The 20,601-nt window shown below is 72.2% G+C and carries 25 protein-coding genes; 9 read left to right on the top strand and 16 right to left on the bottom strand.

Annotated features, from left to right (window positions below; genetic code table 11):
- Positions 1 to 20: 20 nt before the first annotated feature.
- Together kdpA and RB608_RS21250 are read right to left on the bottom strand one after the other, a co-directional pair.
- Positions 21 to 1,679, bottom strand: coding sequence for a potassium-transporting ATPase subunit KdpA (kdpA, locus tag RB608_RS21255; protein ID WP_308090059.1), 1,659 nt, complete (start codon positions 1,677 to 1,679; stop codon positions 21 to 23).
- Positions 1,679 to 1,768 (bottom strand): potassium-transporting ATPase subunit F, encoded by a 90-nt coding sequence (locus RB608_RS21250; protein ID WP_308090058.1) that lies wholly within the window; start codon positions 1,766 to 1,768, stop codon positions 1,679 to 1,681. The genes kdpA and RB608_RS21250 overlap by 1 nt, the downstream gene beginning before the upstream one ends.
- Before the next feature lie 120 nt (positions 1,769 to 1,888).
- Between RB608_RS21250 and RB608_RS21245 the strand changes: the two genes are divergently transcribed.
- Positions 1,889 to 2,362: a thioesterase family protein gene (locus RB608_RS21245; protein WP_308090057.1), complete on the top strand. Its 474-nt coding sequence runs from the start codon at positions 1,889 to 1,891 to the stop codon at positions 2,360 to 2,362.
- On the opposite strand, the gene RB608_RS21240 is transcribed toward RB608_RS21245, so the two are convergent.
- From RB608_RS21240 to RB608_RS21225, 4 genes are read right to left on the bottom strand one after another with little or no spacing between them, the layout of a single operon-like run.
- Complete coding sequence (locus RB608_RS21240) at positions 2,340 to 3,092, bottom strand: DUF4184 family protein (RefSeq protein WP_308090056.1); 753 nt, start codon at positions 3,090 to 3,092, stop codon at positions 2,340 to 2,342. The two genes, RB608_RS21245 and RB608_RS21240, sit on opposite strands and share 23 nt — an antisense overlap.
- A gap of 1 nt (position 3,093) precedes the next feature.
- Positions 3,094 to 3,396: a DUF1905 domain-containing protein gene (locus RB608_RS21235; protein ID WP_308090055.1), complete on the bottom strand. Its 303-nt coding sequence runs from the start codon at positions 3,394 to 3,396 to the stop codon at positions 3,094 to 3,096.
- Between the two features lie 53 nt (positions 3,397 to 3,449).
- Positions 3,450 to 4,748 carry an ankyrin repeat domain-containing protein gene (locus RB608_RS21230; protein ID WP_308090054.1) on the bottom strand — a complete coding sequence of 433 codons (1,299 nt, stop codon included), beginning with the start codon at positions 4,746 to 4,748 and terminating at the stop codon, positions 3,450 to 3,452.
- Entirely contained in the window at positions 4,745 to 5,785 is a 1,041-nt protein-coding gene (locus RB608_RS21225; RefSeq protein ID WP_308090053.1) for an SMP-30/gluconolactonase/LRE family protein, read from the bottom strand. Before RB608_RS21225 ends, RB608_RS21230 begins: the two co-directional genes overlap by 4 nt.
- A 111-nt stretch (positions 5,786 to 5,896) precedes the next feature.
- Here RB608_RS21225 and RB608_RS21220 point away from each other — a divergent pair, with 111 nt between their 5' ends.
- The 3 genes from RB608_RS21220 to RB608_RS21210 are packed head-to-tail and all read left to right on the top strand — an operon-like array spanning position 5,897 to position 8,275.
- A complete protein-coding gene (locus RB608_RS21220) occupies positions 5,897 to 7,153 on the top strand; it encodes a sensor histidine kinase (protein ID WP_308090052.1) in 1,257 nt (418 codons plus the stop codon).
- Complete coding sequence (locus tag RB608_RS21215; protein WP_308090051.1) at positions 7,150 to 7,776, top strand: response regulator transcription factor; 627 nt, start codon at positions 7,150 to 7,152, stop codon at positions 7,774 to 7,776. The genes RB608_RS21220 and RB608_RS21215 overlap by 4 nt, the downstream gene beginning before the upstream one ends.
- Before the next feature lie 13 nt (positions 7,777 to 7,789).
- The gene (locus RB608_RS21210) at positions 7,790 to 8,275 is read left to right on the top strand and encodes a nucleoside deaminase (RefSeq protein ID WP_308090050.1); all 486 of its coding nucleotides are present in this window, start codon (positions 7,790 to 7,792) and stop codon (positions 8,273 to 8,275) included.
- A 69-nt stretch (positions 8,276 to 8,344) separates the two neighbouring features.
- Here RB608_RS21210 and RB608_RS21205 read toward each other — a convergent pair whose 3' ends face one another.
- From RB608_RS21205 to RB608_RS21190, 4 genes are all read right to left on the bottom strand, one after another.
- On the bottom strand, positions 8,345 to 9,550 hold the full coding sequence (locus RB608_RS21205) for an FAD-dependent oxidoreductase (protein WP_308090049.1): 1,206 nt from the start codon (positions 9,548 to 9,550) through the stop codon (positions 8,345 to 8,347).
- A complete protein-coding gene (gene folE, locus RB608_RS21200; protein WP_392391031.1) occupies positions 9,547 to 10,152 on the bottom strand; it encodes a GTP cyclohydrolase I in 606 nt (201 codons plus the stop codon). Before folE ends, RB608_RS21205 begins: the two co-directional genes overlap by 4 nt.
- A 146-nt stretch (positions 10,153 to 10,298) precedes the next feature.
- Positions 10,299 to 10,568, bottom strand: a complete 270-nt coding sequence (locus RB608_RS21195; RefSeq protein WP_308090048.1) for a hypothetical protein — start codon at positions 10,566 to 10,568, stop codon at positions 10,299 to 10,301.
- Between the two features lie 91 nt (positions 10,569 to 10,659).
- On the bottom strand, positions 10,660 to 11,724 hold the full coding sequence (locus RB608_RS21190) for an oxygenase MpaB family protein (RefSeq protein WP_308090047.1): 1,065 nt from the start codon (positions 11,722 to 11,724) through the stop codon (positions 10,660 to 10,662).
- Positions 11,725 to 11,775: 51 nt separating this feature from the next.
- Here RB608_RS21190 and RB608_RS21185 point away from each other — a divergent pair, with 51 nt between their 5' ends.
- Genes RB608_RS21185 through RB608_RS21175 form a run of 3 tightly spaced genes read left to right on the top strand, consistent with a single transcriptional unit; the run spans position 11,776 to position 13,363 of the window.
- Positions 11,776 to 12,387, top strand: a complete 612-nt coding sequence (locus RB608_RS21185; protein ID WP_308090046.1) for a TetR/AcrR family transcriptional regulator — start codon at positions 11,776 to 11,778, stop codon at positions 12,385 to 12,387.
- Positions 12,384 to 12,875 carry a GNAT family N-acetyltransferase gene (locus tag RB608_RS21180; RefSeq protein WP_308090045.1) on the top strand — a complete coding sequence of 164 codons (492 nt, stop codon included), beginning with the start codon at positions 12,384 to 12,386 and terminating at the stop codon, positions 12,873 to 12,875. Before RB608_RS21185 ends, RB608_RS21180 begins: the two co-directional genes overlap by 4 nt.
- On the top strand, positions 12,872 to 13,363 hold the full coding sequence (locus RB608_RS21175) for a GNAT family N-acetyltransferase (RefSeq protein ID WP_308090044.1): 492 nt from the start codon (positions 12,872 to 12,874) through the stop codon (positions 13,361 to 13,363). Before RB608_RS21180 ends, RB608_RS21175 begins: the two co-directional genes overlap by 4 nt.
- Here RB608_RS21175 and RB608_RS21170 read toward each other — a convergent pair.
- Positions 13,329 to 14,177, bottom strand: coding sequence for a helix-turn-helix domain-containing protein (locus tag RB608_RS21170; protein ID WP_308090043.1), 849 nt, complete (start codon positions 14,175 to 14,177; stop codon positions 13,329 to 13,331). The two genes, RB608_RS21175 and RB608_RS21170, sit on opposite strands and share 35 nt — an antisense overlap.
- Positions 14,178 to 14,310: 133 nt before the next feature.
- Here RB608_RS21170 and RB608_RS21165 point away from each other — a divergent pair, with 133 nt between their 5' ends.
- Together RB608_RS21165 and RB608_RS21160 are read left to right on the top strand one after the other, a co-directional pair.
- Entirely contained in the window at positions 14,311 to 14,700 is a 390-nt protein-coding gene (locus tag RB608_RS21165) for a VOC family protein (RefSeq protein ID WP_308090042.1), read from the top strand.
- 60 nt (positions 14,701 to 14,760) lie between these two features.
- The gene (locus RB608_RS21160; RefSeq protein ID WP_308090041.1) at positions 14,761 to 15,039 is read left to right on the top strand and encodes a hypothetical protein; all 279 of its coding nucleotides are present in this window, start codon (positions 14,761 to 14,763) and stop codon (positions 15,037 to 15,039) included.
- Between the two features lie 3 nt (positions 15,040 to 15,042).
- Here RB608_RS21160 and RB608_RS21155 read toward each other — a convergent pair whose 3' ends face one another.
- The 5 genes from RB608_RS21155 to RB608_RS21135 form a co-directional block, all read right to left on the bottom strand.
- Positions 15,043 to 16,386, bottom strand: coding sequence for an NAD-dependent succinate-semialdehyde dehydrogenase (locus RB608_RS21155; protein WP_308090040.1), 1,344 nt, complete (start codon positions 16,384 to 16,386; stop codon positions 15,043 to 15,045).
- 58 nt (positions 16,387 to 16,444) lie between these two features.
- Positions 16,445 to 17,245 (bottom strand): ABC transporter permease, encoded by an 801-nt coding sequence (locus RB608_RS21150; RefSeq protein WP_308090039.1) that lies wholly within the window; start codon positions 17,243 to 17,245, stop codon positions 16,445 to 16,447.
- Positions 17,245 to 18,165, bottom strand: a complete 921-nt coding sequence (locus tag RB608_RS21145) for an ABC transporter permease (protein WP_308090038.1) — start codon at positions 18,163 to 18,165, stop codon at positions 17,245 to 17,247. The genes RB608_RS21150 and RB608_RS21145 overlap by 1 nt, the downstream gene beginning before the upstream one ends.
- 2 nt (positions 18,166 to 18,167) lie before the next feature.
- Positions 18,168 to 19,349, bottom strand: coding sequence for an extracellular solute-binding protein (locus RB608_RS21140; RefSeq protein ID WP_308090037.1), 1,182 nt, complete (start codon positions 19,347 to 19,349; stop codon positions 18,168 to 18,170).
- 62 nt (positions 19,350 to 19,411) lie between these two features.
- On the bottom strand, positions 19,412 to 20,485 hold the full coding sequence (locus RB608_RS21135; protein WP_308090036.1) for an ABC transporter ATP-binding protein: 1,074 nt from the start codon (positions 20,483 to 20,485) through the stop codon (positions 19,412 to 19,414).
- Positions 20,486 to 20,601: the final 116 nt, after the last annotated feature.

Genomic DNA, 20,601 nt, shown 5'->3' with positions numbered 1-20,601 from the left:
GGTGGTCGTCTGGTCGGTTGTCATGCGAGGGCCTCCGCGATCGGTCCGAGGGCGAGCGCCGGGAAATAGGTGAGGCCGGTCATGATCACGATGACCCCGACCAGCATCCCGACGAAGAGCGGTTGGTGGGTGGGCAGGGTGCCGGCCGTGACCGGGACCTTGCCCTGCTCGGCCAGCGAGCCGGCCAGGAGCAGGACGAACACGATGGGGATCAGCCGGCCGAGCAGCATCGCGAGCCCGAGCGTGATCTGGAAGAAGTCCGATGTCACCGTGATGCCGCCGAAGGCGCTGCCGTTGTTGTTGGCCGCCGAGGTGTAGGCGTAGAGGACCTCGCTGAAGCCGTGGCCCCCCGGATTGCCCACCGCGTCGGCGGTCGACCCGCGGGAGATCGCGACGCCGGTGCCGACCAGCACCAGCGCCGGCGTGGTCAGCGTGTAGAGGGCGACATAGGTCATCTGCCGGGCGCTGATCTTCTTGCCGAGCAGCTCGGGCGTGCGGCCGACCATCAGGCCGCAGATGAACACGGCGAGGATCGCCATGATCAAGATGCCGTAGATCCCCGCGCCGACACCGCCCGGGGCGATCTCGCCGAGCATCATGTTCAGCAGCACCGTGCCGCCGCCGACCGGCGTCATCGAGTCGTGGGCGGAGTTGACCGCGCCGGTGGACGTGCCGGTGGTCGCGACCGCGAACAAGGCCGACGCCCACTCACCGAAGCGGGTCTCCTTGCCCTCCATCGCGGCGCCGGCCGCCTGCGCGGTGGGCGACTGCGCGCCGACCTCGGCCCAGGTCGCCAGGGTGACGGCGACGGTCATGAGCGCGCCCATCGCGCCGAGGACGGCCAGTCCCTGCCGGCGGTTGCCCACCATCGTCCCGAGGGTGCGGGTCAACGAGATCGGCAGCACCAGGATCAGGAAGACCTCGAGGAGGTTCGTGAAGCCGCTCGGGTTCTCGAAGGGATGGGCGGCGTTCGCGTTGAAGAAGCCGCCGCCGTTGTTGCCCAGGTTCTTGATGACCTCCTGACTGGCCACGGGCCCGCCCGGGAGGATCTGGCTCTGACCCGACAGTGTGGTCATGGTGCTGTCGTGGAAGTTCTGGATGACGCCGCCGAGGAGCAGGAGGACCGCACCCACGAAGGCGATCGGCAGCAGGATCCGCAGGGTGCCGCGGGTCAGGTCGACCCAGAAGTTGCCCAGCGCCCCGCTGCGCGTCCGCGCGAACCCGCGGATGAGCGCCACCGCGACGGCGATGCCGACCGCCGCGGACAGGAAGTTCTGCACCGCCAGACCGGCCATCTGGGCCGTGAAGCCCAGGGTCGACTCCCCGGCGTACGACTGCCAGTTGGTGTTGGTGACGAACGAGATCGCCGTGTTGAAGGACATCCAGAACGGCATGCCACCGAGATCTCGGCTCATCGGCAGCTGGGCCTGGGCGGTCAAGATGCCCATCAGCAGCGCGATGCTGACCAACGAGAACCCCACGACGCTGAGGGCATAGGCCTTGGGGCTCTGCTCGGCATCGGGGTTGACGCCGGTCAGGCGGTAGACCCCACGCTCGACGCGCAGGTGTCTGCCGCTGGTGAAGACCCGCGCCATGTAGTCGCCCAGGGGCACGTACACGATCGCGAGCAGGGCGATGAGGGCGGCGATCGACAGCAGGCCGCCGGCGGTGTCGGACACTAGAAACGCTCCGGGAGGATCAAGGCCACGAGCAGGTAGATCGCGACGGCGATCACCCCTGCGATCAGGAGGCCGGCTTCCATGTTCATGCCTCCAGCAAAGTGCTCCCGACCGTGGGGATCCGCCGTGTTGACGCGTTCTTGACGCGGCTTGACGCGCATTTGCCAGGCTCCGGCGACACCTCCGGGCGCGGCTGGGAGGATGCGGCCGTGAGTGAGGTCTTCGACTGCGAGATCCAGGCGCGGATGCGCGACATCAACCTCGGCGGCCACGTCGACAGCGTCGAGGCGCTCCGCGTGCTCGACGAGGCCCGGCTGCTGTTCTTCCGGCACGCGCGGCTGAGCGCCGGCGACGAGCGTCGCGGCCTGCTCCGCGACCTCCCGTCCGGCGTGACCGAGCTGGTCGGCGCGCAGCGGGTCGACTATCACGCCGAGATGCGCTTCGTGGCCTTCCAGCCCTTCCTGGTGCGGACCTGGGTCAGCCACATCGGACGGTCCTCGTTCTCGGTCTCCCTCGAGCTGCGGGTCGCGCCCGACCACGCACCGGCCATCGTGGCCGAGACCTCCACCGTGTTCTGGGACACCGCGACCGGCGCCGCATGGCCCGTCTCCGACGCGGTGCGCGCCACCCTCGCGTCGTACGCCGGCCCGCCGGTCACGCTCAGGGAGCGACCGGGCCGCTGACCTCCTCGGTCCCGGTGGGCGCCCCGGACAGGTGCCAGGCCAGCGCGACGAGCAGCACCAGCCCTGCCAGCGCCAGGATGCCGGCGACCGCCGCGTCGAAGGCGGCGGCATGCCAGCCGTCGCGGAGGCCGAGGAGTCCGGCGGTGAGGGAGACGGCGGTGGCGGCGCCGAACCCGGCCGGGAGGGTCGCGGCGGGCAGCCGGCGCGGTCGCGGCGCGCGCCGGGGCGAGCGGGCGACGTACCGGGCGATCGCCCAGCCGACCACGAGCAGGCCGGCGACGCCCGAGCCGAACTGGGCCCACTGCTGGCCGGGGAGCGGCCCGTGCGTCTCCTGGAGCCAGGCCACGTGTCGCACGCCCCAGCGGCCCTGATGGGTGAAGGCGTCCCAGGCGACGTGGGTCAGCGAGCCGACGATCGCGGCGAGCGGGACGAGCAGCCACGCACGGCGGCCGATCCGGGCCCGGCCCGGGAGTCGGTCCCGGACGAGGGCGGGTGTCGTGTCGACGAGCGCGTCGCGGCCCCACCGGTCCCAGAACGCCAGCAGCACGACCGTGACCGCGAGGTCGACGGTCACGATCCCCAGCGGGCTGTGCGTGAAGTCGTAGAGCGACCAGGTCCGCGCGAGCACCGGCAGGTCCGGGACCATCGACCCGATGACCATCGCCGACAGCGGCAGGCCCAGGCCGCGCAGCGGGAGGACGGCGGCGGGGTGGGCGAGCGTGACGGGCACGTCAGCTCCTCGTCCCGTCCCTGGACGCGAGCTCCAGCACGGCGGTCAGCTCCTGGCCGACCTCGATCCCCTCGGCCCGGCGTACGGCGATCCGCAGCGGCACCAGGTAGCGCCCGTCCTTGGGGAACAGCGCCGTGCGGAAGTCGGTGCCGCCGATCCGGACGTCGACGGCGACCTGGCCCCAGTACTCCAGCCCGCGCGCCGCCTCCTTGAGGTCCTCGCTCTCCTCGTCCGGCACGGCGAGGAAGACGAAGGGCGCTGGTCCCCGCCACTCGATGACGGGCCCGGTGCAGGAGAAGGGCACCCGGCAACCGTAGCCGCCGTCCCCACCCGCACCGGGCACCCGCGCGAGCGCGGTCAGCTCCGCAGCAGCGCCGCGATCGCGTCGTACCCGCGCTGCTCGGCATGACGCAGCGGCGTGACGCCCTCGCGGTCGGCAATCGCCGGGTCGGCCCCGGCGTCGAGCAGGATCCGGACGATCTCCTGGTAGGGCTCACTGCCGTTGCCGAGGATGATCGCCTCCAGCATGGACGTCCAGCCGAGGTCGTTGACGTGGTCGAGGTCGACGCCGGTCCGCACCACCCGGCGGATGTAGCCGACGTGGCCGCGCTCGCCGGCCGGGATGGGCGAGAGGCCGCCGTACCTGTTCTCGATGGTCAAGTCGGGGTCGGCGGGAAGCAGCGCCTCGAGCATCGCGACGCTGCCGGTCACGCCGGTGACCAGCCAGGGGGTGTCGTGGCGGTCGTCGAGCGCGTCGGGGTCGGCGCCCATGGCGACGAGCAGCTCGGCGACGGCGACCTGGTCGTAGGTGGCCGCGAGCAGCAGCGCGGTGCGCTCGTTGCCGTCGCGGGTCTCGATGTCCGCTCCGGCGCGCACCGCCACGGCGACGGCGTCGGCGTCCCCGGCGCGGGCCGCGCGGAGCAGGGCGGCGTTCGCGTCGGCGGGCCGGTCGGCGGTGGTCACGTTCCTCAGGATCCTCTCCAGGCCGGCGAAGCCACGCTCGCGGGCCATCTGCAGCGGCGTCAGTCCCGCCGACGGCGAGACCGGGTCGAGCCGGGCACCGCCGGCGGCGAGCGCCCGGACCGTCGTGGCGTAGGCGCGGGTGTCCTCGCCGAGCCAGACGGCCTCGTGGATGGCCTGGTAGCCGATCCGGTTGACGTGGTCGCGGTCGATCCCGGCGCGCAGCAGCTCCCCCACCACCAGGCCGTGGCCCCGCTCGGCGGCGCGGATCAGACCGGTGCCGTTCCAGCTGTCCTTGTCGTCGACCTCCGCTCCGTTGCGGAGGGTCAGGCGGAGCAGGTCGAGGTAGCCCTCGCTCGTCGCGACCAGGTACGCCGACTGCTCGGTGTCGTCCTTGGCGTTGACGTCGGCGCCCTGTTTCACCAGGCCGCGAGCGGCCTGCACGTCGTTCGCCCAGGCGGCGTCCCGCAGGCGCTGGTCGAGCTCGGCCTGCGGGACGGCGGGGACCGCCGACGTGGTCGACGCCGTGGCGTCCGACTGGGAAGCGTCGGCGTCGGTGGCGGCCGTGGGGCTCGTCGTCCGGTCGACGCCGGCGGACGGCTCCGGCCGGTCGGCCGGGTCGCCGCCCCCGCACGCGCCCAGGGCGAGCGCGAGCGGGAGGGCGGTGGTCCCGAGGACGACGAGCCGCCGCTTCATCGGGTCGGGTCCGCGATGACCTCGTAGGGACCCGAGGCGATCTGCTCGTCGAACTTGCTGTCGACGTACAGGATCTGGCCACGGATCGCCTTGGCGGTGGTGAGCACGCGGTCGGGCGAGGAGGCGCGCTGGCGGATCAGCTTCGCCTTGCGACCGTCGGCGGACAGACGCAGGGTCGCGATCTGCTTCTTGAAGTTGCGGACCACGGTGAGGCGGTTGCCCTGCAGCACCAGGCCGTCGGCGTCGGTCAGGTCCGCGCCGCCGGTCCTGACCTGGCGGACCTTGCCGGTCGCCAGCGCGAAGCGCCAGAGCCTGCCGGTGTTGCCCTGTGCGACGACGAGCGCCTTCTCGTCCGCGCTGACGACGATGCCGCCGAGGTTGAAGCCGGGCTGGCCGGCGATCTTGGCGGTGGCGTCGGCCCAGAGCCGCACGCTCCAGCCGTTCTTGCCCTGCGCGACCCGGTAGATCTCCGCGTCCTTGGAGTTGGTGAAGTACGCCGCGCCGTCGGGGCCGATCGCGACGTCGTTCAGGAAGACTGGCTTGCCCGGGATCTGCAGGGCGGCGAGCAGCTCGCCCGACTTGGCGTAGACCCACAGGTCCGGGCGCGAGGCGTTGTCGGTGCCCGCGGGGTCGATGCCGTTGGGGCCACCGTTGCTGATGCCGTTGGGGCCGCCGGCGACGTAGACGCGGCCCTTGGCGTCGACCGTCACGCCGCGGGCGGTGTACCGGCCGTCGGTGCCGTTGCCGGCGAGCCACTCCTGGGTCCGGGCGGTGCCGACCTTGCCGCGGTGGAGCTCGCCGCCGGTGACCTCGCTGACGTAGAAGCGGCCGCGCTTCTCGTCGGCGCCGATGCCCTCGAACTTCGAGCCGGCCGGGTTGCTCGCGTCGACCGGGTCGCCGGTGAGCAGGTAGGTCGCGGCGCGACCGTGGTCGCGGTCCGCGGCGGTCGCGGCCGTCGTACCGGCGAGTCCGGCGAGGCTCGCCGTGGCGGCGGTCGCGACGAGCAGGGAGCTGGTGATGAGGTGGTTGCGCTTCATGTCCACCACTCTGCGGTGGCGGCCGGGCCCCGCACGTCGGGCAGCCGGCTACCGCCCGATAGCCAATCGGTTGATGCCGTCGTGGCCCCTGCTCCCTACGCTGGTCCCGCCATGTCCGTCCTCCAGCCCGCCCGCCGTCCAGGCGAGCACGGCATCCTCGCCCCGGCGAGCCGCCTCGACCGGTGGCTGCTCGTCGTCCTGGTCGTCCTGCTCGTCACCTGCGCGGTGCGTTACGTCGACCGGCACTCCCTCGACGCCACCGGGGTCGCCGTCCTGGCCGGTGCGCTCGTGCTCGGCCTCGCCTACGCGACCCGCGGCCTGCTGGCCGACCGCAGCTGGTGGCCGACCGTGTGGGTGACCGGCATGGTCGTGCTGTGGGGCGCGCTGACCACGGCGGCGCCGTCGTTCGCGTGGTGCGCGGTACCGGTGGCGTTCGCGGTGCTGCGGGTGCTGCCCTTTCCGTGGGCGGTCGGCACGGTCGTCCTGATGACCGTGCTGCTGACCGCGGCCTGGCAGCGACTCGACAATTCGTGGGCCGACGGCTTCGACCCGGTCCAGGTGGCCGGGCCGATCGGCGTCGGCCTGGTCACCGTGCTCGCCTACCGCGCGCTCGACCTCGAGTCGCGGGCCCGGCAGGACCTGCTCGACCAGCTGGTCGAGGCGCAGGCCGAGCTCGCCGAGGAGCAGCACCGCACCGGCGCCCTCGCCGAGCGGACCCGCCTGTCCCGGGAGATCCACGACTCGGTGGGACAGGGACTGTCCAGCATCAACCTGCTGCTCCAGGCCGCCGAGCAGGCCTGGTCCGCGCAGCCGACCGCGGCCCGCGAGCACGTCCACACCGCCGCGGCCACCGCACGCGACGGCCTCGACGAGGTGCGCCGCGTCGTGCGCGACCTCGCGCCCGCCGACCTCGCCGGCGACGTCACCGGCACCGCGCTGCCCGCCGCCCTGCGGCGCGCAGCCGACCAGCTCGCCCAGGCATCCCCCGGCATGCGGATCGAGGTCCGCGTCGACGGCGAGCCCGTCGTCGTACCCGCCGACGTGGGGGCGGCCCTGGTGCGCACCGCCCGTGGCGCGCTGGCCAACGTCCGCGAGCACGCCGGGGCCGGCCGGGTGGCGCTGACCCTGACCTATCACGTGGACGAGGTGGTGCTCGACGTACGCGACGACGGGCACGGCTTCGACCAGGTCGACGTCGGGCACCAGGTGCGCCCGTCCGGCACCCGGGGACGCGGGCTGGCCGGCATCCGCGACCGGGCCGAGGCGCTCGGCGGCCGGGCCGACGTCGAGAGTGCGCCCGGGGAGGGGACGACCGTGTCGGTCCGCTTCCCGGTGCGGGAGAGCGCGGAAGGGAAGGAGACACGATGATCCGGATCGTGCTGGTCGACGACCACCCGGTGATCCGGGCCGGGCTGCGCGCCCTGGTCGAGGGGCAGGAGGACCTGACCGTGGTCGGCGAGGCGGACGGGCTCGACCACGCTCTCGCCGTCGTCCGCGCGGGCCGGCCGGACGTCGTGCTGATGGACCTGAGCCTGGGCGACGGCGAGGCCGGGGGTGCCGAGGTGACCGCGGCGCTGCGGGCCCTGGGCGAGCCGCCCGAGGTACTCGTGCTGACGACGTACGACACCGAGTCCGACATCCTGCGCGCGCTGGAGGCCGGTGCCCGCGGCTACCTGCTCAAGGACGCGCCGCCCGACGAGCTGTTCGCCGGGATCCGTGCCACCGCCCGCGGAGAGACCGTCCTCGCGCCCTCGGTCGCCGCGACCCTGGTCCGCCGGACGGCACCCGGTGCGGTCACCATCACCGAGCGTGAGGTCGAGGTGCTCGAGCTCCTCTCCCGCGGACTCGGCAACAAGGAGATGGCGCGCGAGCTCTTCGTCTCCGAGGCGACGGTGAAGTCGCACCTCTCGCACATCTACACCAAGCTCGGGGTCGACACCCGGGCCGGCGCCGTCGCCGCCGCGATCGAACGCCGCATCATCCGAGCCTGAGGAGGGCCCCGCCATGTCTGTCTCCGCCGAGGACCGACGCCACTTGGACCGGTGCGTCGAGCTCGCCGAGGCCGCCGTCGCCGCCGGCGACGAGCCGTTCGGATCGGTGCTCGTGGCCGCCGACGGCACCGTGCTGATGGAGGACCACAACCACGTCAGCGCCGGCGACGGCACCCGGCATCCCGAGCTGGCGATCGCCCTGTGGGCCGCGGCGAACGTGCCGTCCGCCGAGCGGGCCGCGCTGACCGTGTACACATCGGGCGAGCACTGCGCGATGTGCTCGGCCGCGCACGCCTGGGCCGGCCTGGGCCGGATCGTCTTCGCGACGTCGACGCCCCAGCTCGTCGCGTGGTACGCCGAGCTCGGCCTGCCCGAGTCCCCCGTCGCCGCGCTCCGGATCACCGAGGTCGCGCCGCGGATCCCCGTGGACGGCCCGGTCGAGGAGTACGCCGAGCGGGTCCGCGCCCTGCACGTGCGGCACCACGGCCGCATCTTGTAACTAAGTGTTACAGCACCGCTATCCACCACTCTGGCCCCACTGGTCACAATTCCGTGACGTAACACTTAGTTACATGAGGTCGACGAGCGGCACCGACGGGTCGCGGACGGCATCCGTGGCAGGCCCACCGACCACGGCCCGCAGCGGGTCGATCGCGTCCCAGTCGTTGAGGTGCATGCCGGCCAGCACCCGGTCGTCGCTCAGCCACAGCACGCTCGCCTGCCGGGCGGCCAGATCGCCACGGACCACGAGGCGGTCGTACCCGGCGGTCGCATCGACGTGGCCGACGTACTCCATCCCGAGGTCGTACTGGTCGGTGAAGAAGTACGGCAGCCGGGCGTAGGGCTCGTCGGCGCCGAGCATGACCCGGGCCGCATGACGGCCCTGCTGGATGGCCGTGTCCCAGTGCTCGACGCGGATCCGGGTGCCGAGCGCGGGGTGGGCGTGGCGGGCGACGTCGCCGGCGGCGAGGACGTGGGGATCCGGGGTACGTAGCCGGGCGTCGACCAGGATGCCGTCGTCGACGGCCAAGCCGGCCCCCGCGGCGAGTGCGTCGACCGGCGTGACACCGATCGCGACCAGCAGCAGGTCGGCGACCACCGGCGCTCCGCCCTCGACGTGGACGACCGCCGTGTCGTCGACCCGCTCCACGCCGGCGACGCGGACGCCGAGGCGCAGGTCCACGCCGTGCTCGCGGTGGAGATCGGCGAAGACCCTGGCCAGCTCGTCGCCGAGCACCCGCTGGAGTGGCAGCGGCGCCGCCTCGAGCACGGTGACCGATGCCCCGCGCTGGCGGGCGGCCGAGGTGACCTCGAGCCCGATCCAGCCGGCGCCGATGATCGCGATCCGGGCGCCCTCACTGAGCCGGTCCCGCAGGGCGAGGGCGTCGTCGAGGGTGCGCAGGTACTGCACCGGAGCGCCCGACGCGTCGGCCATCGGCAGCCGGCGCGGGGTGGCACCGGTCGCGAGCAGCAGCCGGTCGTAGGGCAGCTCCTCCGCTCCCAGCCGCACCCGCCGCCGGTCGAGGTCGATCCCGGTCACGACGGTCCCGGTGCGCAGGTCCACCTGGTGCTCGTCGTACCAGGCCCGGGGGTGCGCGAGCGCCGCGTCCGGCTCGGCCGAGCCGAGCAGGATGCCCTTGGACAGCGGCGGCCGCTCGTACGGCGGGTGCGACTCCTCGCCCACGACGACGATGTCGCCGGAGTGCCCCTGTGCCCGCAGCTCCGTGACGGCGTTGGCAGCGGCCAGGCCTCCTCCGACCACGACGACGTTCATCGCCGGCCCCGGGTTAGGTCGAGAAACTCCGCGCGGCTGCGGGCGTCGTCACGCAGCTGCCCGAACAGGGCCGAGGTCAGCGTGCGCGAGCCGGTCGCCCGGGCTCCGCGCAGGCTCATGCAGGTGTGCTGCGCGTCGATGACGACGCCGACGCCACGGGGGGCGAGCTCGCGCCGCAGGTGGTCGGCGATCCGCTTCGTCAGCCGCTCCTGGGTCTGCGGGCGGCGGGCGTGGTGGTCGACCATCCGCGCGAACTTCGACAGGCCGAGGATGCGCGCGCCGGGGAGATAGCCGACGTGGGCCACCCCGACGAACGGCAGCATGTGGTGCTCGCACAGCGACTGCACGGGGATGTCCTCGACGAGGACCAGCTCGTCGTACTCGTCGTCATTGGGGAAGGTCGTCAGCTCGAACTCCGGCGGCGAGGTCAGCTCGACCAGGGCGTCCACCATCCGTCGGGGCGTGTCGGCGAGGTGCTCGACGGTGAGGTCGAGGCCGAGTGCGGTGAGCAGGTCGACGGCGGCATCGTGGGCAGCCGCCTCGTCGACCGCGGGACCGTCGGTGACGATCCGGGGACGCCACCTCTCCTCTAAAATAGTCACGCTTCCACTTTAGAACCTGGACCTGCCCGCCTGTCAACCGTCGGACCCGGCGCGATCCGCGCCAGGAGACGATCCGGTGGCCGCCTCGCTGGGCAAGGCCGTGATCGACCTCGAGCAGGCGGTGGTGCTGGTGCGGGCGCTCGGCCTCAGCCCTTCTGGACCGCGGCGAGCACGGCGTCGAGCTTCGCCTTGAGCTCGGGCACCTCGTCGAGCAGGACCAGCTTGTCGTTGAGGTCGCCCAGCAGGGTCTGCACCTGGCCCAGCACGTCGCGGGTCTCCGCGAGCGTGGCGTCCACGGTGGTCAGCTTGCCGTCGACGTCGACCAGCGTGGTGTCGACGTTGCCGAGGGCGGCCTCGGCGCTCTTGAGCACCTTGTCGGTGCGCTTGAGGATGTCGGCGACGGGGTTGAGTCCCACGGGCTCTCCTTAGGTACGACGGCGGGAGGATCACTCTGTCAGCCGGCGGCGGCCCGGCGGCCGGTCCGGCGGCCGGTCCGGCGGCCGGCAGTCAGGCCAGACGGCCGAGCACCGGCTCCGACTCGACCAGCCCGGCGTCGCTGGGCGCCTCGCCCCGGCCGAACACCTTGTCGTGCTGCTTCGCGCGCCAGGCGAGGTGCGCCTCGGCCGGCCGGTCGTACCCGTACCGCTCCTGCGCCTCTCGCGGCGTGAGCACCTCCGGGGTCACCGGCGGCACGCCGAGCAGGATCGGCGCGACCACCGGGACCGTACTGGGGGAGAGCAGGCCGAGCACCCGCAGCTGGAGCCGCTTGCTCACCGAGAGCGCGGCGAAGGTGGTGCGGAGCACCGGGCGCGCGGCGAGGTCCATGGCCCGCGGCTGCGTCACGCCGCCCATCTCGCGCATCCAGTGCGGCAGGGTCGCGATGACGCCGGCGCGGAAGAAGCGGCCGATCACCCAGCGGGCGGGCCGCGCCACCAGGGGCACGTCGTCGGCGAGCTGACTGACGTCCATCAGGTGCGCCATCGCCCGGCGGGCGATGGGCGAGCCGGACATCACCGGCCGCATCCGCTCGTAGTAGGCGTGCAGCTCGGCCCGCGAGCGGGGGACGTCGTCGGGCGAGCAGGTCTGCAGCTCGGCGGCCCGGGCGCACTCGGCCCAGTACTGCGCCTCCTCGGCCCCGGACAGCCGGCCGGGACCGTACATCTCGTACGCCTTGAGCACCGAGTGCCAGCCGGTGACGAGGATCCACAGCTGCGAGTCGGGGTCGTTGGCGTCGTACCGCCCGCCGCCGTAGGGCTCGGTGCCGATCGCCTTGCTGTGCACCTTGACCAGGATGTCCGCCGCCCGGGCGGTGGTGCGGCTGTCGCCGAAGGCGACCAGCGCGAAATAGTGGATGGTGCGGTCGTAGCGGGTCTTCGGCCGCCGGTAGATGTCCTGCGTGCGGTCCACCGAGGCCACCAGGTTGGGGTCGAGCTCCTCGACCACGACCGCCCGGCTGAAGCCGATGGTCAGCGACGTGGGGTAGCCCCACACCTTCCAGGCCACCGAGTCGGGCCCGAAGAAGCCGTGGTCCTCGGCGGGGGTGATGTCGCGCGTGCGCTTCCGGATCGCCATGGTCCCAGAATGCTACACACCTGTAGTAAATGGAACCCTAGAGTGGACGCCATGCCCGAGCCGGCCCGCAAGCGACGCCCCTACGCACCCCGTGTGCCGATGGCCGAGCGCCGTGAGCAGCTCCTCGACGCGGCGCTCACCATCATCGACCGCGACGGGTACGACGGCGTCTCGATCGACGCCATCGCCCGGGAGGCCGGCGTGACCCGGCCGGTCGTCTACAGCGCCTTCGACGGCCTCGGGCCACTGCTGACGACCCTCCTCGACCGCCAGCAGGAGCGCGCCCTCGCCCAGCTCTTCGCCGCGCTCCCGCTCGACGCGGCCGGGGACGACCCGGTGGCGGTGGTCGAGCGGGCGACCCCCGCGCTGCACGCGATGGTGCTCGCCGACCCGGTGACCTGGCGGGCGATCCTGGTGTCACCGGTCACCGTGCCCGACGTCGTACGGGACCGGATCGAGGGCGACCGGGAGCGGGTCCGCGCCGTGATCGAGCAGCTGGTCGTGGGCGTGCTCGGCGAGAGCGCGGACGCCGAGGTGCTCGCCCACGGCATCCTCGCCCTGCTCGACCACTTCGGCCGGCTGGTCCTCGCCGACCCCGGCCGGTTCACCGCCGAGCGCCTGACCGGCGTGATCGGCTCGATGACGAAAGCGTGGTTCGCATGACCGACCTCCCCCCGGTGGCACCCGCCGTCCGGCTCGCCATCCCGGCCGACGCCTATGTCGTCGGCGGGCTCCTCTTCGACTTCAACACCGAGTTCGAGACGCCGACGCCGAGCGCGGCGGACTTCGGCGACCGGTTCACCTCACTGCTCGCCCGCCCCGATGTGTTCGTCGCGCTCGCCGTCGACCCGCGGACCGGCGAGCCGACCGGCTTCGCCTACGTCACCCTCCGCCCCACGCCGTACGGCGACGGCCCGCTCGCCCAGCTCGAGGAGCTGTACGTCGTGCCCCTTCTGCGCGACCGGGGCATCGGCACCGCCCTGCTGACCACGGCGATCGCGGAGGTCGAGCGGCGCGGCGGGATCGAGATGCACATCAACGTCGACGAGATCGACGCCGACACCCGGCGGTTCTACGAGCGGCACGGGTTCACGAACATCGAGCCGGGCGCGGACTACCGGATGCTCTGCTACCTGCGGGAGCTCCGGTGAGCGGATCCCGGCTCCGCCCCGCCGTGCCCGGCGAGGCCGCCGCGCTGACCGCGCTCGCGCTGCGCTCCAAGGGGCACTGGGGCTACGACGCCGCCTTCCTCGATGCCTGCCGCGCGGAGCTGACGATGCGCGACGACGAGCTCGCCGGGCGCCGTACCGTCGTGGCCGAGCTGCCCGACGGCCGGATCGTCGGCTTCCGCACGCTCGAGGGCGAGCCGCCCACCGGGGTGCTGGGCATGATGTTCGTGGACCCGGACGCGATCGGCCGCGGCATCGGCCGGGCGCTGGCCGCCGACCTGATCGACGAGGCCCGCACGGCCGGGTTCACCCTGATCACCATCGACGCCGACCCCAACGCCGAGGCGTTCTACCTGGCGCAGGGCGCGGTCCGGGTCGGCGCGACGCCGTCCGGGTCGGTTCCGGGACGGGTGCTGCCCCTGCTCGAGCTCCGCCTCACTGCGGACACCCCGGCCCCGGCTCGGCGCTGAACTCCCCCGGCGTCAGGCCGGTGGCGGAGCGGAAGTCGCGGGTGAAGTGCGCCTGGTCGGCGTACCCCAGCTCGGCGGCGACCCGGGCCAGGTCGACGGTGGTGCCGGTCCGCAGCAGGTCGGCGGCGTCGTGCAGGCGCCGGCGCTGGACCAGCCACTTCGGGGAGAGGCCGATGCGACGCCGGGTCAGCCGTTGCAGGGTGCGCTCGCCGAGGTCGAACTTGGCGCACACCTGCGCGACCCGCTGCACCTCGCGGTCGCCCTCGACGTACTCCACGACGGCGTTGACCAACCGACCCTCGTCGTCCACCGGAGGCAGTACGCCGAGCGCCTCGGCCACCAGCGCGCACGCCTGCCGCTGGCGGTCGATCTCGGCCGGATCGTCCCCGAGGGCCGCGACGACCGCGGCGACGAGACCGGACGCGTCGAGGCCGGGGACGGTCGCGAGGTCCCGCCGCCGGTCGGTCAGGTCCGCGACGGGACCGCCGGCCAGGGCGAGGCCGGCGGCCGGCTGCATCATCACGCCGACGACCCAGCCGGATCCGCTCAGCTCCTCGGTGCTCAGCCCGGCGTGGGGACCGACCAGCTGCGCGCCCCCGGGGCCGACGACGACCTGGCACACCGGGTACTGCAGCACCCGCTGCACCGACCGCTCTCCCGGCGGCAGCGACCAGACCGGCACCCAGAACCGGCGTACCGCCTCGGCGAGCGCCGGTGGCGGGGCGTAGCGCCGCAGCGAGGGGCTGAAGCCGCGGGCGTCGCGCAGGTGCGCGGGCTCGACCACGTCGAGGGGTCCGTCCGGCTTCCAGTGCATGTGTCGGATTCTGCCGGCAGCGTGGCGGGAGACGCGCGACGGCAGCTTGCTGCCCGCATCATCGCGTCGGAGACACGCTCGGCTGTCGGGAATCTTCAAGACCGCTGTCGGCGCGACCAGGCATGGTGGGGGCATGACCACTCCCGTCACCGAGCTCATCGCCTTCACCATCGACTCCGCCGATGCCGCCGCGCTGGCTCGGTTCTATGCCGACCTGACCGGCGGCGAGGTGACCGGCGACTACCCGGAGTACGGATACGCCTCCGCGGCCGTGCTCGGAGCCACCTTCAACTTCCAGACCGTCAAGGACTTCGCGCGCCCGCAGTGGCCCGGCCAGGCCCACCCGCAGCAGTTCCACCTCGACTTCCGGGTGCCCGACCTCGAGGCCGCCACCGAGCACGCCCGCTCGCTGGGGGCGGCCGTCGCCGAGACCCAGCCGGCCGCCGAGATGGGCGGCTCGTGGCGGGTCATGCTCGACCCCGACGGGCACCCGTTCTGCCTGTGCCCGCCGCAGGAGGGCTGAGCGCCCGTCCGGTTCCGGCGAATCGGTGACAGGTCGGCACATCCGGGCGCATGATGGGGCATGCGCCGGGTGCACCCACCTCTTCCGAGCGCGGGCGCGGCCTACCTGGACCCCCGCGGCGACGGCCGCGCGCTGCGCGTCAGCTGGCACTCGGAGGCCGACGTCGTCGTGCTCTCCCTGTGGCGCGACAACGTCTGCACCGGCACCTTCCAGCTCGCACTCGAGGACGTGCCCGGCCTGGTCGACCTGCTCGCGTCCCGGTACGCCGACGTACCCGGCGAATGGGCTGTCTATCGTCCCGATACCGAGCCCGTTCGCCGGGTGCGTGGCGGAGCCTGAGCCTCAGCCGACGGTGCGGATCAGCTTCTTGTTGACGAACTCCTCCATGCCGTAGCGGCTCAGCTCGCGGCCGAAGCCGGAGCGCTTGACGCCGCCGAAGGGCAGTTCGGCCGCGTCGAGGCCGACGCCGTTGACGAAGACCATGCCGGCCTCGATCTGGTCGGCGACCCGCTGGGCCTGGGCGGCGTCGGTGGAGAAGACGTAGGAGCCGAGCCCGTACGGCGTGTCGTTGGCGATCCGCACCGCGTCGTCCTCGTCGCTCGCGCGGAACACCATCGCGACCGGGCCGAAGAGCTCCTGACGGTACGCCGGGTTGTCGGTCGTGATGCCCGACAGGACCCCGCTCGGGTAGAACGCGCCGTCACGCTCGCCCGCGGTGGCCAGGGTCGCGCCGCCGGCGACGGCCGCGTCGACCTGCGTGGCGAGGGTGTCCGCGGCGGTGACCGAGGAGAGCGGGGAACCGCCGGAGGCGGCGAGCACGGCGTCCGTGAACTTGCCGACGAACGCGTCGTACAGGTCGTCGAGCACGATGAACCGCTTGCCGCCGTTGCAGACCTGGCCGGCGTTGTCCATGCGGGCGAAGACCGCCGCCTCGACCGTGGCGTCGAGGTCGTCGGTGGAGAGCACCACGAAGGGGTCCGAGCCGCCGAGCTCGAGGACGACCTTCTTCAGGTTGCGGCCGGCGATCTCGGCGACGGCCGCGCCGGCGCGCTCGGAGCCGGTGAGCGAGACGCCCTGGACCCGAGGGTCGGCGATGACGTCGGCGACCTGCTCGTTGGTGGCGTAGATGCTGACGTAGGCCCCCTCGGGGAAGCCGGCGTCGCGGAAGATCTGCTCCTGGAGCGCCGCCGAGCGCGGGCACTGCGGCGCGGGCTTGAGCAGGATGGTGTTGCCGGTGATCAGGTTGGGGCCGGCGAAGCGGGCGATCTGGTAGACGGGGAAGTTCCACGGCATGATCCCGAGCAGGACACCGACCGGCGTCCGCCGGATGACCGCGGTGCCCTCGCCCTCGCCGAGCTCGATCGGCTCGTCGGCGAGGAAGCGCTCGGCGTTGTCGGCGTAGAACTCGTAGATCGAGGCGGAGAAGTCGACCTCGCCCTCGGCGTCGGCCCGCGGCTTGCCCATCTCCTCGACCATCGCGGCGGACAGCTCGGCACTGCGCTCGCGGTGCAGCTCGGCGACCCGGCGGATCAGCGCCGCGCGATCGGCGACGCCCGAGGTGCGACCCCAGGAGCCGTACGCCGCGGCGGCCGCGTCGATCGCGGCGGCGATGTCGGCGTCGGTGGCGGTCGGGAAGGTCTCGACCAGCTCCCCGGTCGCGGGGTTGCGGACGGCGTACTCGGTCATGAGGTGGGGCTCCTTCGGGTGGGACAGGGGTGGGACTGGGGGTGGGTCAGCGGGCGGGTCAGCGGGCGGCCTCGACGTCCGAGGACAGTCGCTGCGCGAGCCAGACGGGAAGGATCGAGAACACGATCAGCACGACGGCGACGACGTTGACGACCGGCGCCTGGTTGGGACGGAACATGTTGTTGAGGATCCAGATCGGCAGGGTGTTGGCGCCGTTGCCGGCGGTGAACGTGGTCACGATGATCTCGTCGAAGCTCAGTGCGAAGGCCAGCATGCCACCGGCGAGAAGGGCCGAGCGCAGCTGCGGGAGCGTGACCAGCCGGAACGTCGTGAGCACGCCGGCGCCGAGGTCTGAGGAGGCCTCTTCGAGGCTGGTGCCCAGCCGGCGCAGCCGCGCCTGCACGTTGTTGAACACGGTGACGATGCAGAACGTCGCGTGGGCGATCACGATCGTCCAGATCGACAGGTCGACGCCGAGGATCCCCTTGAAGCCGTTGTTCAGCGCGATGCCCGTGACGACGCCCGGCAGCGCGATCGGCAGGATCACCAGGAGGTTGACCGAGCTCTTCCCGAAGAACGAGTACCGCTGCAGCGCCAGGGCCAGCAGGGTGCCGAGGACGAGCGCGAACAGGGTCGCGATCGCCGCGACCTGCAGGCTGGTCACCAGGGCCTCGCGGACGCCGGAGCTGTGCGCCGCGCGCTCCCACCAGTCGAAGGTGACCCCCCGCGGCGGCCAGGTCATCGACTGACTCGGATTCACCGAGTTGGCGACCACGACGAGCAGGGGAAGGTAGATCAGCGCGAGCACGCCGAAGGTGAGGCCGGCCAGGACCTTGCGGGACAGAGGACTGAGGGTCATCACATGTTCTCCAGTGCGCCCGTACGGCGGATCGCGGTCAGCAGCACGACCATCACCGCGATCGGGATCATCGCGATCGCGGCCGCGAGCGGCAGGTTGTTGGCCGCGCCGGCGTTGATGAAGATCAGGTTGCCGAGCATCTGGTTGGCTCCGCCGACGATGTTGACCGTGATGTAGTCGCCCATCGTGAGCGAGAAGCTGAAGATCGCACCGGCCACGATGCCGGGGACGAGCAGCGGCATCACGATCGAGCGCAGCACCATGCCGGTGGGAGCGCCGAGGTCACCGGCCGCCTCGAGCAGCGAGTCGGGGACCCGCTCCAGCGCCGCGAAGATCGGCAGGATGACGTACGGCAGCCAGATGTAGGCCTGCGTGATCACCACGGCGGTGAGGCCGTAGCCGGGCGAGCCGAGACCGGTCCACTCGGCCAGGCCGCCCTCGGAGAGCACCACCCGCCACGAGAAGACCTTGACCAGGTAGCTGGCCCACAGTGGGGTGAGCACCGCGACCACCAGCATCCGGCGCGCCCGGGGTGTGGCGACCTTGGCCATGTAGAAGGCGATCGGCAGCGCGATCGCCACGTCGATCACCGTCACCGCGACGGCGACGCCGACGGTACGGAGCGCGACGTTGCGGTAGACCTCGTTCTCGGCGAGCGTGCGGAAGTTGTCCAGTGTCCAGGAGCGGTCGATCTCGCTGCTGAGGCTGTCGACCGACCACAGCGAGGTGATCAGCAGGGCCGCCAGTGCGACGACGTAGACCAGCAGCATCCAGGCGAGCGGCGCGGACAGCAGGAGGGAGAGGCGCAGCCACACCATCCGGTGCAGCAGCCGGGAGCCCGGCCGGGCCACCGGCCCCCGCAGCGCGGGGGCCGGTGCCTGGTCGTTCCGGGCGTCGGGAACCTGGGACGTGACGGACATGATCAGCCCTTGATCTCCGTCCACGCCTCGGTCCACTGGGCGTAGTTGGTGCACTGCACGTCGGTCCGGCCGTCGAGGCACTTCTCGATCGGCGTACGCCAGAACCAGAGCTGCTTGGCGTACTCCTCGTCACCGGCGTGGAAGGTCTCGCAGTGCTTCGGGTCGGTCGTCTTCGCGCAGGCCTCGGGGCTGTTGGGCGCCTCGCCGAAGTACTCGGTCGCCTGCGCGTTGGCCTCGGGGGACAGGATGTAGTCCATCCACTTGTACGCGCAGTTCGGGTTCTTGGCCTGCGACGACAGCATCCAGGTGTCGTTCCACGCCGTGGCGCCCTCGGTGGGCAGCGTGACGTCGACGTCCGGGTTCTCGATGCTGTTCTTGATCACCTGCCAGGTGGTGCCGACGACCGAGTCGCCGGTCTCGAACGCCTGGACCTCCTTGAGGTAGTCCGACCAGTACTCGCCGACGTACTGGCGCTGCTCCTTGAGCAGGGCCACGGCCGCGTCGAGCTGGTCCTGGTCGAGCGCGTAGGGGTTCTCGATGCCCAGGTCGGGCTGGGTCTTCATGAGGTAGAGCGCGGCGTCGGCGATGTAGATCGGCGAGTCGTACGCCGTCACCTTGCCCTTGTTGGCCGCGAGCTGGTCCTTCTCGAAGACCGCGCCCCAGGACGTCGGCGCCTCGGCGAAGTTCTTCTTGTTGAACATGAGCAGGTTGGCGCCGTAGCCGTGCGGGACGCCGTAGTTCTCGCCGTCCAGCGAGTTCCACTCGGTGTCCTTGAGGAAGTCGTAGACGTTGGCGTAGTTGGGCACCAGGTCGGTGTTGATCGCCTGCGCCTCGTCGGAGGCGATCAGTCGCAGCGACAGGTCGCCGGACGCGGCGATGACGTCGTACTCGCCGGACTTGGCGAGGTTGAGCGCCTCGTCGGAGGTGCCGTAGACCTTGCTCGTCACCTCGCAGCCGGTGTCCTTCTCGAAGGCGGAGACCCAGTCGACGGCCGGGTCGTTGCTGCCGTCCTCGACGTAGCCGGGCCACGCGAGGATCGAGACCTGGCCCTCGGTCTTGCCGACCTTCTCGACGGCCTCGGTCTTCTTGTCGTCGTCGCCGCTGCCGCATGCGCTCAGTACGGAGACCGAGAGCAGGGTCAGGCAGGCCGTGGCCACACGGCCCTTTCGGAGGGTGTTCTTCATCGGATTCTCCGTCTTCTTTCGGTGTGCGATGGGTGCATCGGGTGGGAGCGGTGGGGTGGGGGTCAGGAGCCGCTGGCGAGGGGCACGACGTCGGCGCGGGCGAACCGGACGGTGACGTCGTCGCCGCGGTGCTCGCGGGTGTCGAGCGAGCCGGTGGACTGCTCGAGCGCGACCAGGTCGACGCCCTCGGAGGTGCGCAGGTGCACGCGGTTGCCGGTGCCGAGGTAGATCGTCTCGACCACGACCGCGTCGAGGCGGACCTCGTCGGCGCGGGGAGTCTCGGTGTCGGAGCCGGGCGACAGGCGCAGCCGCTCGGGGCGGACGGCGTGCTCTCCCGCGACGCCCAGGATCCGCTGGGAGGTGGCGGCGTCGAAGAGGTTGGTGGTGCCGACGAACCCGGCGACGTACGCCGAGGCGGGGTTCTCGTAGATCTCGCGGGGCGTGCCGAGCTGCTGGATGCGCCCCGCGTCGAAGACCGCGATCCGGTCGCTGAGGGTGAGCGCCTCCTCCTGGTCGTGGGTGACGAAGACGAAGGTGATCCCGAGCTCGCGCTGGAGCTGCTTGAGCTCGACCTGCATCTGCTCGCGCAGCTTGAGGTCGAGGGCACCGAGCGGCTCGTCGAGGAGCAGCACCCGCGGCTGGAGCACGATGGCGCGGGCCAGCGCCACGCGCTGCCGCTGGCCGCCGGAGAGCTGGGCCGGCCGACGGGCACCGAGGTGACCGAGTCGCACGGTCTCCAGCGCCTGCTGGGCACGATCACGGCGCTCGGCCTTCTTGAGGCCACGCACGCGCAGGCCGTAGGCGACGTTGTCGAGAACGCTCATGTGCGGGAACAGCGCGTAGTCCTGGAAGACCGTGTGCACGTCGCGCTCGAAGGGCGCGGAGCGGGTGACGTCGGTGCCACCGAGGCGGACCGTGCCGGCCGTGGCCTGCTCGAAGCCGGCGATCAGCCGCAGCACCGTGGTCTTGCCCGAGCCCGAGGGACCGAGCATCGAGAAGAACTCACCGTCGGCGATGTCGAGGTCGACGGCGTCGACCGCGACCACGTCGCCGAAGGTCTTGCGGAGACCGCGCAGCGTGATCGCGGGGGTGTCGACGGCAGCCGTCTCGGCGGGAGCACGGGTCGAGAGAGACATCGGATGTGCCTTTCGTCACGTTCAGATTGGCGTTAACATATGACTTCACAGTTCAAAGCACAAGAGCGTCCGGCAAGATTGCCCCCGGAGGGGACTCACGTGGGTCGCCGGGGACC

Origin of the sequence: Nocardioides sp. LHD-245 (assembly GCF_030929495.1) — a bacterium.
In the GTDB taxonomy this organism is placed as follows: domain Bacteria; phylum Actinomycetota; class Actinomycetes; order Propionibacteriales; family Nocardioidaceae; genus Nocardioides.
Note: the sequence above shows the minus strand (reverse complement) of the source record. Positions and strands in the feature narration are given on the sequence as shown.